The sequence below is a fragment of the Clostridioides difficile ATCC 9689 = DSM 1296 genome, assembly GCF_001077535.1.
Lineage (GTDB): Bacteria > Bacillota > Clostridia > Peptostreptococcales > Peptostreptococcaceae > Clostridioides > Clostridioides difficile.
This window is the reverse complement of sequence record NZ_CP011968.1, coordinates 4,056,819-4,070,614: the sequence shown is the minus strand read 5'-3', so window position 1 is coordinate 4,070,614 and position 13,796 is coordinate 4,056,819. Positions and strand designations below refer to the sequence as shown.

13 protein-coding genes are annotated in these 13,796 nt (G+C 29.4%); 12 read left to right on the top strand and 1 reads right to left on the bottom strand.

Annotated features, from left to right (window positions below):
• Positions 1 to 56 precede the first annotated feature (56 nt).
• Both dagF and CDIF1296T_RS18895 read left to right on the top strand, forming a co-directional pair.
• Positions 57 to 797: a 2-dehydro-3-deoxy-phosphogluconate aldolase gene (dagF, locus tag CDIF1296T_RS18900; RefSeq protein ID WP_009898825.1), complete on the top strand. Its 741-nt coding sequence runs from the start codon at positions 57 to 59 to the stop codon at positions 795 to 797.
• A gap of 4 nt (positions 798 to 801) precedes the next feature.
• Positions 802 to 1,794, top strand: coding sequence for a sugar kinase (locus CDIF1296T_RS18895; RefSeq protein WP_009898823.1), 993 nt, complete (start codon positions 802 to 804; stop codon positions 1,792 to 1,794).
• A 187-nt stretch (positions 1,795 to 1,981) separates the two neighbouring features.
• Here CDIF1296T_RS18895 and CDIF1296T_RS18890 read toward each other — a convergent pair whose 3' ends face one another.
• Positions 1,982 to 2,863, bottom strand: a complete 882-nt coding sequence (locus CDIF1296T_RS18890; RefSeq protein ID WP_009892281.1) for a LysR family transcriptional regulator — start codon at positions 2,861 to 2,863, stop codon at positions 1,982 to 1,984.
• A 273-nt stretch (positions 2,864 to 3,136) separates the two neighbouring features.
• Here CDIF1296T_RS18890 and CDIF1296T_RS18885 point away from each other — a divergent pair, with 273 nt between their 5' ends.
• The 10 genes from CDIF1296T_RS18885 (at position 3,137) to CDIF1296T_RS18835 (ending at position 13,755) form a co-directional block, all read left to right on the top strand.
• The gene (locus CDIF1296T_RS18885; protein WP_003435735.1) at positions 3,137 to 4,525 is read left to right on the top strand and encodes an LVIVD repeat-containing protein; all 1,389 of its coding nucleotides are present in this window, start codon (positions 3,137 to 3,139) and stop codon (positions 4,523 to 4,525) included.
• A gap of 27 nt (positions 4,526 to 4,552) precedes the next feature.
• Positions 4,553 to 5,506 (top strand): flavodoxin family protein, encoded by a 954-nt coding sequence (locus CDIF1296T_RS18880; RefSeq protein WP_003435738.1) that lies wholly within the window; start codon positions 4,553 to 4,555, stop codon positions 5,504 to 5,506.
• A 59-nt stretch (positions 5,507 to 5,565) separates the two neighbouring features.
• Positions 5,566 to 5,790 (top strand): hypothetical protein, encoded by a 225-nt coding sequence (locus tag CDIF1296T_RS18875; RefSeq protein WP_003435740.1) that lies wholly within the window; start codon positions 5,566 to 5,568, stop codon positions 5,788 to 5,790.
• Positions 5,783 to 6,295 (top strand): DUF1097 domain-containing protein, encoded by a 513-nt coding sequence (locus CDIF1296T_RS18870; protein ID WP_003435742.1) that lies wholly within the window; start codon positions 5,783 to 5,785, stop codon positions 6,293 to 6,295. Before CDIF1296T_RS18875 ends, CDIF1296T_RS18870 begins: the two co-directional genes overlap by 8 nt.
• Before the next feature lie 31 nt (positions 6,296 to 6,326).
• Positions 6,327 to 7,181: a hypothetical protein gene (locus CDIF1296T_RS18865; RefSeq protein ID WP_003435744.1), complete on the top strand. Its 855-nt coding sequence runs from the start codon at positions 6,327 to 6,329 to the stop codon at positions 7,179 to 7,181.
• A gap of 533 nt (positions 7,182 to 7,714) precedes the next feature.
• On the top strand, positions 7,715 to 8,509 hold the full coding sequence (locus CDIF1296T_RS18860) for a MerR family transcriptional regulator (RefSeq protein ID WP_003435749.1): 795 nt from the start codon (positions 7,715 to 7,717) through the stop codon (positions 8,507 to 8,509).
• A gap of 103 nt (positions 8,510 to 8,612) precedes the next feature.
• The gene (locus tag CDIF1296T_RS18855; RefSeq protein ID WP_003435750.1) at positions 8,613 to 9,437 is read left to right on the top strand and encodes a CPBP family intramembrane glutamic endopeptidase; all 825 of its coding nucleotides are present in this window, start codon (positions 8,613 to 8,615) and stop codon (positions 9,435 to 9,437) included.
• 630 nt (positions 9,438 to 10,067) lie between these two features.
• Positions 10,068 to 12,155 (top strand): BglG family transcription antiterminator, encoded by a 2,088-nt coding sequence (locus CDIF1296T_RS18845; RefSeq protein ID WP_021372834.1) that lies wholly within the window; start codon positions 10,068 to 10,070, stop codon positions 12,153 to 12,155.
• A 14-nt stretch (positions 12,156 to 12,169) separates the two neighbouring features.
• Complete coding sequence (locus CDIF1296T_RS18840; protein ID WP_003435756.1) at positions 12,170 to 12,457, top strand: PTS sugar transporter subunit IIB; 288 nt, start codon at positions 12,170 to 12,172, stop codon at positions 12,455 to 12,457.
• A 26-nt stretch (positions 12,458 to 12,483) separates the two neighbouring features.
• Positions 12,484 to 13,755 carry a PTS ascorbate transporter subunit IIC gene (locus CDIF1296T_RS18835; protein ID WP_003435758.1) on the top strand — a complete coding sequence of 424 codons (1,272 nt, stop codon included), beginning with the start codon at positions 12,484 to 12,486 and terminating at the stop codon, positions 13,753 to 13,755.
• Positions 13,756 to 13,796 lie beyond the last annotated feature (41 nt).

Below are 13,796 nucleotides of genomic sequence, written 5' to 3'. Positions count from 1 at the left end.
GTAAGTGACATTATAATGATTTAATAAATTAAATTTTACCAATGGAGAGGATAAATATGAATTGTATACCACAATATTATAAAAATAGAGTTTGTTTAAATGTTCTTGCAGGAAGCATAAAAAATGCTAAAGAAGTATATGATGCTTGTGACGGGCATGTATTGATAGGAGTACTATCAAAGAATTACAGCACTGTAGAAGTAGCTATTGAAGATATGAAAAAATACTCAAAGGAAATAGATAATGCAATATCTGTGGGGCTTGGAGCTGGAGACCCAAATCAGTCAAATATGGTATCTCAGATTTCTAAAGAACTTCAGCCACAACATATAAATCAAGTGTTTACAGGTGTGGCTACGTCTAGAGCATTGCTTGGTCAAAATGATAGTATAATAAATGGATTAGTTTCTCCAACTGGTAAACCAGGATTTGTAAAAATATCCACAGGTCCATTAAGTTCAAAAGAAAAAGATGGTATAGTTCCTATAGAAACAGCAATAGCTATGATGAAAGATATGGGAGGAAGCTCAATTAAGTTTTTTCCAATGGGAGGGCTTAAAACAAAGGATGAATATATAGAAGTTGCAAAAGCTTGTGCAAAGCATAATTTTTATTTAGAACCAACAGGAGGTATAGACTTAGATAACTTCAAAGAGATAGTTCAAATTGCACTTGATGCTGGTGTAGAAAAAGTTATACCTCATGTTTATACATCAATAATTGATAAAGAAACAGGTGAAACGAAAGTGGAAGATATAGGAGTACTTTATAAAATAATGAAAGAATTATTGGGATAGATTTATGAATATATTAGCTTTTGGTGAAATAATGATGAGACTTTCAGTACCTGACTACAAGTTCTTAACACAAACCAATGAACTAAATTATATAATTACAGGCACGGGATTAAATATATTATCTGGACTTAAAAACTTTGGATACAATACCTATATGTTGACAAAGTTGCCTAATAATAATGTAGGTAAAGCATCAAGTGCAAATATAAGAAAGCTTGGAGTAAAAGATGACTTTATCACGTATGGAGGGAATCATATAGGAGTGTATTTTCTTGAAAATGGGTATGGAGAAAGACCTTCTGAAGTGACTTATTTGAATAGGTTAAATAGTTCATTTTGTGAGAGTAAATTACAAGATTATGATATTGATAAATGTTTAGAAGAAATGGATATAGTCCATATTTGTGGTATTGCTATGCAACTTACAGATTCAGTTAAAGAGATTGCTTTAGAACTAGCTAGAAAATCTTATGAAAAGGGGATAAAAGTATTCTTTGATTTTAATTTTAGACAATCATTAAATCCAGAAAGGACTTATGATGATTTAGTAAATGATTATAAGAAAATACTACCATATTGTCATGGGCTATTTGCTAGTTATAGAGATATAAATAAGATACTTAATATAGATAGTCTAAATATAAAATCTAGTTCAGAATTGATTAAAAAAGAGTATGATATAGATATTGTAGCTGGAACTATGAGAAGATTTGATGATATGAATAATAGATTTATAAAGGGATATATATCAAATGATGATGGTTATTTTGAAAGTAGGGAGTATAAGTTAGAAATATATGACAGAGTTGGTGCTGGGGATGGATATGTGGCAGGAATTATATATTCATATTTGGAAAATATGAAGAGTGAAGATATAGTTGAGTTTGGGGTTGCTAGTTCGGTGTTAGCTCATACAACTTATGGGGATAATTCTTTAGTAAGCACAGGTCATGTACTTAGACTGATGAACAATGAAAAAATAGATATATTGAGATAATACATTTGTATATAATAAAATTTTTATCTTTTTTAGACACATTTTTGACTTGCTTATATTTGTTAAACAGAGTTATTTTTAACGATTATAAATATTAAATTAGAAGTTAAATAATAAAATAGTAGAAAATAGCATTAACTATAGAAAAAATGGTTAATGCTATTTTTATCGTTAATATTGATTAATTTTATATTATAGAAATGAACTTTTCTAATGCTGGATTTGTATTTTTTTTATTCCATACAACTACAACTTCAATTCTATTTTCTACTTCTTTTATAGGTACTATTGCAATATCACGTTCTATCATTGTATCTGTAACACAAAATGAAGGTAAAATGGATATTCCCATGTTAGAAGATACCAATGATTCAATAGTATTAAGATTATTTGAACGTTGTACCACATTAGGTACAAACCCTGCTTCACGATATCTATTCTGTATCATAGATTTTTGTCCATACTCATCCCCTGTTTCCTTTACAAAAATAAATTTATCATGTTGTAATTCAATTAAATCGATAGAATCCTCATTGTAAAGTGGATGACCAGGAGGTAAAAGAGCTACCAAAGAATATCTTTCTACAGTTTTATATTCAAAATCTTTTAATGGTTGATTTTCTGGATTAATAACAAAAGCGAGGTCCATAGAATTATTTTTTACTAAGTTTAAAAGTTCGGTTATTTCATTAGTACAAATATCCATAGATATATTAGGGTATGTATTAGAAAATTCTTTTAAATATTGTTGAAGTTTGTTTTTTTCATATCCTATTAAGGTTCCAATGCTCAAAGTTCCAAAAAAACCATGTGCAAATTGTTGTGTTTTTGCAATAGCATCATTGATATTTTTTATTATAGTACGTGCCTCAGATAAAAAAACTTTTCCAGCTGGTGTTAGTTCAACATGACGTTTACTTCTTGTAAATAGAGTTACATTTATTTGTTCTTCTAAAGCTTTTATTTGCTGTGTAACAGCAGTTTGAGAAATATAAAATTTTTCTGCTGTTTTGGTAAAACTTAGATTTTCTGCTACAGATATAAAATATTCTAATTGTTTAGTATTCAAATAATCACCCCTATTTAAACTTGATTGTTTGTAAACCTTATTTATCTATAATTAAAGCTTATTATAGTATAAGAAAATTTACTTTTAAAGAATATTAGAAAATATTTGTATAAAAATATATGTTTTAAGTATATCTTTACATTAGATTTTATAAATTTATTAATAAGAATAACTTATATATTCCAATGAAAACGATATTGGATTTAAGTAAGTTTGTCTCATAAAATGAAAGTATATCAATTGATAATACTTTAAAATAAGAAGGGAGAAAAAATGGAAGATAAATTTTATGCAAAAGGCAACGGAAATAACGGATATATTAAAAATCTTGAAGTTTGTTCCTTTAATAACTTAGATGGAACTTGTGGAATGTTTCAAATGGCTCTGTACAAAAGAGATGAAAAATACTATTTATATGGATGCTGTTTTGGAGGAAATAAAAAAAATGGAGTAATGATTAGCGATATTACAGACCCTTATAATCCACAATTTATAAAACATTTTCAAATGTTAGACCCTAAAGAGTATCCTACAACAACAACTCCCAAAATTCAAATAGCAGATGATTTAATGATAGTAGCAATGAGTTGTGGAAGTGGACCAGGAGCACTTGTTGACCAAGCTAAATTAGCAAATATTAAGTGTGAAGCAGGAATTAGAATATACAGTTTAAAAGAAGACCCTTTAAATCCTAAGTTTTTAGGATATTGGGATTGTGGCTTAAAGCATGTAATGGGTGTTCATAGATTCATGTACAATGGTGGAAGATATGTACATTTATCAAGTGATTGTGTTGGCTTTGAAGGTCTGATTTATAGGGTCATAGATATAATAAATCCTACTAATCCAGTGGAAATAGGTAAATGGTGGAGACCAGACCAATATGCAGATGGATATCCAAATAGAACTTTTGATGCAGGAGCACCTCATTGCCCAGAATTTATGGATAAAGGATGGCTTCATGGACCTCCATTTGTAAGAGACGGAAAAGCATATTGTGGTTATGGAGGAGCTGGTTTAGTTGTATTAGATGTTGAAGATTTAACAAGACCAAGATGCTTAGGTGAATTGCCATTTACGCCTGCATTTTCTAGTAGACTTGCAGGTGCAAGAACTCATACAGCATTACCATTGCCAGGAAGAGATTTAGTCGTTGTTCAAAATGAGGGAGAAAGATTCCAGTTCTTTAAACCAGATAACATTACAGATGTTCAAGCTATGAATAATATACATATGGTTGATGTTAGTGACCCAACAAAACCAACATTAATTGCTCAATTTCCATATCCTGAAGTTCCAAAAGATTTCCCTTATCCTAACTTTAATGTTGCAGGATTAGGAAAACCAGGGCCATTTGGTCCACATAATCTTCATGAACCAATGGATAATAAGCCATGGTTAGAGCAAAGAGGAGATAGAGTATATTGCTGTTATTTCCATGCAGGGCTAAGGGTTTATGATGTATCAGACCCATATTATATCAAAGAGCTAGCATATTTTATACCACCAAATCCAAATAAAACACCAGAAGAATCTTATTTCCCAGGATTCCCAGGACCACGCTTGGCAGTAACAGAAGATCTTATCGTTGATGATAGAGGCTACATCATCATAGATGCTTTAGATGATGGATTCTATATATTAAAAATGAAAGAAGATTAAATAAATACTAAAGAGGGAGAGTTGAAAATGAAAATACTAGGTATTTCTTTTGGAACAAAAAATGGAAATAATGACACAATGTGTAAAGTTGCACTTAAAGGTGCCAAAGAAGCAGGGGCTGAAGTAGAATTTATTCAAATGTCATCTATTAACATTAAACATTGTACTGGATGTTGTGCGTGTGTTAAAACTTTATTATCTGGGAAAGGTAGTATGTGTGTATTAAAAGATGATTTTGAATGGTTGCTTGACAAAATGAAAGATGCAGATGGTATAGTAGTTTCAGACCCTATTTTTGAAGAAGGGGCATCAGGATTATTCCATACTATAATGGACCGTTTTGGACCCAGAGCAGATAGAGGAAATAACATTATAGGAACAAAAGTTGCAGAAGTTATAGGAGGAAAAATTCCAGATTCAAGAATGCTTAATGATAAAGTAATATCATTTATGGGAATAGGAGGTTCTGACTGGGGTACAAGAGTTCAATGTGAACATGCTATGCTAGCTCTCATACCAATGTGGAAAGTTATAGATAATGCTTGGTTCCCATGGGCAAAGGAATTAGTAATGGATGATACAAGGCTTGTTCAAGTTCATCAAATTGGTTTAAATATAGTTGAAGCAGCAAAAGATTTTGAAAAAGCTTCATATCAAGGAGAAGAAGGTGTATGTCCACATTGCCACAATAGATTATTCTACCTTGAGCCAGGTACTAAAAAGGCAATTTGTGCTCTATGTGGTATAGTTGGAGAGTTAGATACTATAAGTGGAAAAACTATATTTAGTTTTCCAGAAGAGCAATTAGGTCATGCTCATGATACTTTACCAGGTAAGTTTATACATGGTGATGATATTAAGAAAATGGAAGGTCATTATGCAGAAGTTCGTAAAACACAAGAATTTAAAGAAAGAAAAACATCTTATAATTTTATAGAGCCATTAACTAAAGAAAAGCAAGCTGGAGTTTCATTAGGATAATAATTAAAATACTAAGACTCTTTTTTAAGGGATGTTAGATGTTATAGGAGGCTTATTGTATGAATGAAAAGCCAAGTTTTAAACAAATTGAAGTTATTTTAGCAGTTATTTTTTTGGTACTTACATATTACAAGGTTAGATTAACTCCAGCATTTATTGTTATATTTATACCACTATATTTAAGTTATTTTGCAGTATCTATGATTGTAAATCAAATAGCAATTAAGCTATTGGAGATAAGGCAAGCTAGGGAAGCTACTAATTACAATATAGGAAATGGATAGAAAGAAAAAAGAAATATTAACACTGTCTATGGGGATTGCTTTACTACCTCCTTTATGGGCAGTATTAGCACCTTATATAGGAATAAAAACTGGAGCTGTAGCACTAATCTGTGCAGGATTATATGTAACTAATGGTAATAAACAAAAAGATGGATTAAAAATAATGTTTGGTTTTTGGTGTGGAGATTTATGGGCAGTGTTAGCCATTTTAATTATGGGATATATGAATTTCAATCAAAACCTAGAATTATTTTTAACACTTAGCATATTAGGTTTTTTTGCAGTTGTAATTGCATCCTTATTTGAAAAAATAATTTTCCTACCATCATGGCTTTGTGGTTGGGCTATAGGTCTAACTGTTATGACAGGTGAAAATATTATTAATTTACAAGATATTTGTATTCAAATTGCTGTAGCTATGGCAGTAGGAGTATGGTACGTGGGTGCAGGTGTAGATTTGTTTACAATATATATTTTGAGTAAAGATAGGAAAAAGGGAAATTGAAAGCATGTGAATATACTTTGATTATAGGAGAATGGCTATGGGTTTTGAATTTAAAATAATGAGAAGTTTAATATATGTAGGACTTGCCAAGGAAGAATATAGACCTAAGCTAATGGACTGGTTATATCGTCACCATATTCCAGATAGTATTAGCACTTTTGGACCATATTGTACTAAATATGCCTTTTATCAAGCATATCCTACACCAAATGAAGGTGAGCGTTTTGGTGCACGTAAGATGCAACTAACAGAACATTATTGGCTTGTAGATGAACATATGCCTGAGATGGCAAATAGAATTATGACAGAATATATGCCTATGGATGTTCTACGTTGGCAAGGGTGTATACCAGATGTAGAAAATAAAAGGGTTCATGAAAATGTAGAAAGTGGAGATGCAGGACGTGCAGTAGGTGGAGATAATGGATGTCCACCATTTATATTTGCCTTTGTTCCAATAAACTGGGAAGAAGACTTTAGAGGAAAAGGACGTACTGTACAAGATGGACCAAACTATCGTTGGCAATTTATGATTAAGTATCCAGATGGTATCTCTAAAGAAGAAGGAGAAAAATGGTTCTATGATGAGGTAGTGCCATACTTTACAAACTGTTGCTATGTTAATCGTTTTGTCAGTAGTAAAATAATGATTAATTATGGAGCAACTGCTTTTGACCGTGTATCAGAACTATGGTTTGAAGGGGAAGAAGAATGGTATAAAGCTGTGGTTGAAGAGACAAAGTCGTTTATTAAAAAACCAGAATGGGCACAAGAAGAGGAGTTCCCATATTTAAAACCACAATTCAATATCGCATCAGTATTCTTAGGTGATATAGCAACTATGGATGCATACTCACAGTATCGTGGATATATACCAATGAGATAAAAATTATAGTTTGTGATAAGTAGAGGAGGCATTTACTCTTACTGGTAGAAGAAGACTTATTGTATCCTTAAAAGTAGGTGAATATATAGTTTTATATTTAAATTTATATAAAACTAAGACTAATAAATATGAAACAATAGAATTAGAATAATTTGATAATATTTGTTAAAAGAGCATTTAGAATGTGTTTAAAGATTAAGATATTCCTTTTATGGTAGCAGATAGTTGAAATAATAAAACTGTTATCATGAAAGGAATATTTTTATGTATAGGAAATTTTTAAAAATAAAAGTTAAATATGTTTAAGAACATCTTAAAGTGAAAGAATCATTGTTAGAAATATGTAGACAATATAGTCTTTATAACGTATCATATTAACAAGTTTACACTTGGATTATGAAATAAAAAGAGTAATTCCAAAGGTTGTAAATACTATGCTGACTTTGATACTTCAAAGTTTAGGTGATTTTGTAATTGTTAATAGAAATACGTTTAATGAGCATAAAGAATTTATCTAATAATAGGAGAATATAATGTATACAATTGGACAAGTATCTAAATTTTTAGGAATATCTAGAGATACACTAAAATTTTATGAGGACAAAGGATTAGTAAATCCTAAGAAAAATGATGAAAATGGATATAGAATATATAATCAGGTTGATATCTATGATATTGCAACAATAAACTTTTATAGAGAAATTGATATAGAAATTAAAAAGATTCAAGAAATAAGAAAAAGTAAGAGTATAAACAATTTAGAACTCTTACTAGAAGAGAAGGAACAAATCATACTAAAAGAGATAGAATATAAAAAGCTTCTCTTAAAAAAGGTTCAGTTAGTCAAAGAAGATTGTGACAAAATAAAAACATATTTTGGAAAATACACAATAAAAGAAATGAAGCCTTTGGAAGTAAAAGGTAAAATAAAACATGTTACTAACTATGAGGAATATGAAGCCCTAAAAGAGAATACAAACAACTTAAAAAAAGCAGTTACATTAACTGATTTAAGAAGAGTAATAAATTTTAATGAAGAAGGTATAATAGAAGAAAAATTTATAATTGTAAGGGAAGTAGATGACTACAACAAAATCATAGAAGGTGAAGTTCTATCTCATCCCAATTGTATTTATACTATTATTGAAGATGGCAGATGGTCAACTGGAGGAGAAAATATTGATAATAAAGTGGAAGACAGATTAAGAGAAATAGCAATAGAAAATGAATGTGAATTACTTGGAATAGTCTATGTTAATATATTGCTTACTACTTATGAAGAAGGGATTGAGCGTATATTTTTAGAGATTTATGCACCTATAAAATAATATAAAAGCATTGACCTGGGACTTACTCATAGGTTTAAACTCATGATATAAGCAGTTATAACTTATATAGCAATTAAATATTAATTTGAAATGAGGATTACTTATGAGAACAGAGAAATCATTAAAAAGGCCTATAGCCAGTTTTATTATTCTAACAAATATAATTTTTTTACCACTTTTTTTATTGGTAGTAGTGACTATAATGTTAAAACTTCCAACAGTGATATCTGACATTGCGTTGTGTATATCAGCGTGGTCATCCACTTTTGCATTTATGATATTATTTAAAAAAATTTATCCAGATAAGAAATTTTTAGTACACGTAAAAGATAGATTTAGAAATAAACTTAAATTTTCAACAGTATCTATAATAATTAGTATACAAGTCCTAATAGCTGTAGTAGTTATATTTATATTAGCATCTAAAAATCATGGAATAATGCCTAACTTTACAGTTTCATCATGGGGAGCATTTATATATTTATTTTTAAAAAATTTATTTGCAGGATCATTAGGTGAGGAATTAGGTTGGAGAGGATTTGTTCAAAATCATCTTCAGAAAAGACATTCTCCTTTAAAAGCATCCATAATAGTAGGTTTTTGGTGGGGGATGTGGCATTTACCAATATGGTTTACAACAGGATTCAAAGGACTTGATTTAATAAAATATATTATATTTTTTATGATTGCAATTATATCAATCAGTATTATAATGACAACTTTTTATAATCTAAATAAAACTTTGATAATACCTATTGTAATACATCAACTATTTAATTTTTTAATAGGGATAATTAATGGAGATTTAATAGAGCTTATAAATTACTATGCAATGTTATATTTAATAGTTGCAATTGTATTGGTAGCTATAAATCCAGGAAATGCCTTATATAAAAGATTTTCTAAAAACACAACACAAATACTTTAATAATATAAGTGAGAATCATATCACAAATGAGAGAAATAATTCTCCTTATTAATTAATTTTAATTAATAAATATTACAATAGATTTATCTGGAATGGAAGGTATGCAGAGTGTATTTCATTAGATGAAACACTTAAAAGAATGAAATAGATAAGTATCAACTTATTATATGAGAGAAACTTTAACTTTCTTGGTTTAAAATATTAAAATTATAAGGAACATTTATTATTAAATACTTTATTTATATGAATTAATTGAAGAAAAAGGATATTAAACTACAAGTTAAAAAATAAATTTAATATATTAGAATTATAAATAAGGCACATTAATTTTATTTTAAATTAATGTGCCTTTTATTTATGGTAATTTATGCATAATTAGTATCGTTTTGATTCTTTAAATAAATTTTTCTTGGTTTCTTCACATAAGGAACTTTTTTTAATTTATAAAATCTACAGTTATATTATAGTATCTATTTTAGAGAAGTTTAATTTTTGTATCAATCTAAAACAAAAGTTATACTTAAATGAAATTGAAAACGATAAAATTCTCAAATAAAATAAGTATTGTGGAGGTGATGAAAGAATCCAATGATAATATGAAGACTAATCTTAATAAGAAAGTAGGGGTTAATGGTAGTGGACAAAGAAATTGTATCAATTCTCCAGATTTTATTAAATAGCACATTGATTACAACTAATGGATTACAAGAGGAGTCTAATTCATCAAAGAGACAAATTACTTATAGAATAAATAAAATCAATGACATGCTTAAAGTAAAAAATGTACCACTTATATGTTTAAGAGCTGATAAAGATATTATCGTTAGAAAAGAAACAAAAAAAGCAATTAAAGAAATTTTAGAAAAAAACTATTCTAAGAATACTTATTATTTTAGTAAGACAGAAAGACTTTTATATATGTATTTAATGCTTTTTATTAACATGGAGGATATTTCAATTAATCATTTTATAAATTCTATAAAAGTAAGTAGGTCTACTGTAAATCTTGATTTCAAGGATTTGATACCAAAGCTTGAAAAGAAGAACATTAAAGTTAAGAACAATCGTATAAATGGATATTACATAGTTGGCAATGAGATGGAAATTAGGAGAGTGCTTATTAAAAATATTATAGAAACTTTGTCTAATGAGAAAAGTTCAAGGGTATTTGATATTTTTATTAAAGAATATAATTTAGATAGTTTTGAAGAGGCTAAAAAAATTATATTAAAGCTAATAAAAAAATATGAAATTACTTTTGTTGAAGATAGATTAATAGAATTTATATATATATTTATCTTTCTAAAGGCAAGGATGTATTCAACTAGAATAGTTACTCAGGAAAATGTAGATATTCCTAATATTTCAGTTATGAGTTCAATGAAGGAGTATAAATTTGCTAAGGAATTATTAGAAGTATATGGGAGTGAAGATAAAATAAAGCCTCACAATATAATGTATATTAGTGCTTGGATTTTAGGTATATCAGTAGGAAATTATGAAGAAGATACAGAAGATAAGGATGTAATTTCAAAAATTGTAAATAAAATGATGACAAAGTTTGGATATTTAAGTGGAGTTTACTATATAAGCCAAGAAAAAATATTTAAACAATTATATTCTCATTTTAGACCTGCCTACTATAGACTTTTATTTAAATTACCTATCTATAATCCGATTTGTGAAAAAGTAAAAGAAGAATATAAATTAGTTTATAGAATTGTAAGTAATGCAATGAAAGAGTTTTGCGGATTATTTGGAGAAGAAATTCAGGAAGAAGAGTTAGCATATCTTACAATGCACTTTGCAACACTTTTTTCAAATAAAAAAGAATTTGATGGTTTTAGAAAAAGAATAGCATTAATAGTTTGTTCAAATGGCGTTGGTAGTTCAGCTATTTTACATGCAGAACTTACAAACTTATTTCCTGACTTACACTTTATACCAATGTCGGAATCAGTTGGATTAGAAAATATAAGTGAACCTGTAGATATTGTATTTACTACTAATTATAACGCAGAGGGTTTAAAAACAGATGTACCAGTAATTAAAGTAAGCCCTGTTATGACCACAAAAGAAAAATATAAGATTACACGTGAAGTGTATATTCAATTAGGTGATATTTTTTTAAGACAACCTAAAATAGATGAGGTTATGGATATAATAAAAAAATATGCAAATGTAACCTCTGAAAGTATTCTTTCAAGTGAGCTATTAGCTTATTTTACACAGATAGAGAATTTTACATCTAAGGAAGGAGAGGGGCCTATGCTAAGTGAGATTACTAATGAAACACTAGTAAAAATAAAGGTAAAAGCTAAGAATTGGGAGGAAGCTATTAGACAGTCAGCTTCTGTATTAGTTGAAAATAACAAAGTAACTGAAGGGTATGTAGATGCTATGATTAACTCAGCAAAAGCATCTGGACCATACATAGTAATTACAAAACATGTTGCACTTCCACATGCTAGACCAGAAGCTGGGTCAAAAGAGATTGCAATAGGCATTGCTACTTTAGATAGTCCTATTGAGTTTGGGAATAACGAAAACGACCCTGTAAAATATGTATTTTGTCTAAGTGCAATAGACAATAATAGCCATTTACGTGCTATGTCTGAGCTAGTTGAACTATTGGAAGAAGATGAGTTTTTTAAGGTTTTAGATAGTGCTAAAGAAGCTAAAGAAATTATTGATTTTATAAAAACACACGAATTATAAAGGAGGATTTAATTATGTATAAAATTTTAATCGCATGTAGAGCAGGAGTTGGCTCAAGTTTAATGTTAAAAATAAAGACTCAACAAATTATTAAGGAAAATAACTTTCCAATTGAAGTAGAGCATGGTTCATTGGATTCACTAAATGGATTCAATGGAGATGCTGTAGAAACATTAATTGATGTTGCTGAAGAATTAAAAAATAAAAATTTGAAGTTTGATATAATTGGGATTCACAATATTGTTGACCGTAATGAAATAAAGACAGCACTAGAAAAATTCCTTGCTTCAAAAGAGGGATAAATTTAAGATGATAAGGAGGAATATTTATGGAGTTTATTATTAGTTTGCTGAGTACACCTGCTGTTTTGCTTGGCGTAGTTGCATGTATAGGATTGATTCTTCAAAAGAAATCAGCTGTTGAAGTATTTACAGGCTCTTCAAAAACACTTATCGGTTTTTTGATATTTGGTATTGGTGCCTCTGCTATGACAGGAGCACTTCAAAATTTCAATAAACTGTTCCAACATGGCTTTGGAATTACTGGTGTTATAGCTTCACCAGAAGCAGCTACAGCACTTGCACAAGGTACATATGGTTTTGCAGTTTCATGTACATTAATTCTTGGATTCATATTAAATTTAGTATTTGCACGTATTACAAAGTTTAAGAATATTTTCTTTACAACAGGTCATAGTTTGTTCTTTTCTTGTGTATTAGTTTTAATTATGAAAGCACATGGATTTGATAATACAATCACTATTTTAATAGGTGGAACTATCTTAGGGTTTATGTCTGCTGCACTACCTCAATTCTGTCAACCATTTATGCGTGAATTAACAGGTGGCGACGAACAAGCTATTGGTCACTTTAACATGATTGGTTATGGTTTATCAGGTTATATTGGGCGTTTATTTTCAAAACATAAAGATGATACAACAGAGACTATAGAATTTCCTAAGTGGTTATCAATATTCAGAGACTTCTTAATGGGTCTATCCATAGTTATGTTAATCTTATTTTATATTGCAACATTAAAAGCTGGTCAAGCATTTACTCAAGAAATTGCTGGTTCAACACATTGGTTGGTTTTTCCGCTTATAGAGGCATTTACATTTGTGGCAGGTATGTCAATATTGATGTCAGGTGTTCGTATGTTCTTAGCTGAAATAACTGCAGCATTTGTAATCATTTCAGAAAAGTATATTCCAGGTTCACGTCCTGCGCTAGATGTTCCAACCGTATTTCCATATGCACCAAATGCAGTTATTATTGGGTTTATATCAGCATATGCTGCTGGTCTATTAGCAATTGCTATTATGGCATCATTTCCTAGTATATTTCCTGTAGTAATTATTCCAGCTGCTCACATATGTTTCTTCTCAGGAGGTACAGCTGCAATATTTGGCAATACTTCAGGAGGATGGAGAGGGGCTATTGCTGGGTCATTTGTTGTGGGGTTATTACTTGCATTTTTGCCAGTTATACTATATCCAGTTTATGGGACTCTTGGTATAGAAGGAGCAACTTTCCCTAATATTGATTACAACGTAGTTGGTTCGATATTACATAATATTTTACAATTTATAAAACCTATTTAAACTAAATTATATAAAAGTATAGTCATAGTTACTATGATTTC

Bases quoted from the DNA above. Each gene is read 5' to 3' on its own strand.
- CDIF1296T_RS18895 (WP_009898823.1), top strand. From the start codon at position 802: ATGAATATATTAGCTTTTGGTGAAATAATGATGAGACTTTCAGTACCT.
- CDIF1296T_RS18860 (WP_003435749.1), top strand. From the start codon at position 7,715: ATGTATACAATTGGACAAGTATCTAAATTTTTAGGAATATCTAGAGAT.
- CDIF1296T_RS18870 (WP_003435742.1), top strand. From the start codon at position 5,783: ATGGATAGAAAGAAAAAAGAAATATTAACACTGTCTATGGGGATTGCT.
- CDIF1296T_RS18885 (WP_003435735.1), top strand. From the start codon at position 3,137: ATGGAAGATAAATTTTATGCAAAAGGCAACGGAAATAACGGATATATT.
- CDIF1296T_RS18865 (WP_003435744.1), top strand. From the start codon at position 6,327: ATGGCTATGGGTTTTGAATTTAAAATAATGAGAAGTTTAATATATGTA.
- CDIF1296T_RS18880 (WP_003435738.1), top strand. From the start codon at position 4,553: ATGAAAATACTAGGTATTTCTTTTGGAACAAAAAATGGAAATAATGAC.
- CDIF1296T_RS18835 (WP_003435758.1), top strand. From the start codon at position 12,484: ATGGAGTTTATTATTAGTTTGCTGAGTACACCTGCTGTTTTGCTTGGC.
- CDIF1296T_RS18840 (WP_003435756.1), top strand. From the start codon at position 12,170: ATGTATAAAATTTTAATCGCATGTAGAGCAGGAGTTGGCTCAAGTTTA.
- CDIF1296T_RS18875 (WP_003435740.1), top strand. From the start codon at position 5,566: ATGAATGAAAAGCCAAGTTTTAAACAAATTGAAGTTATTTTAGCAGTT.
- CDIF1296T_RS18855 (WP_003435750.1), top strand. From the start codon at position 8,613: ATGAGAACAGAGAAATCATTAAAAAGGCCTATAGCCAGTTTTATTATT.
- dagF (WP_009898825.1), top strand. From the start codon at position 57: ATGAATTGTATACCACAATATTATAAAAATAGAGTTTGTTTAAATGTT.
- CDIF1296T_RS18845 (WP_021372834.1), top strand. From the start codon at position 10,068: ATGGTAGTGGACAAAGAAATTGTATCAATTCTCCAGATTTTATTAAAT.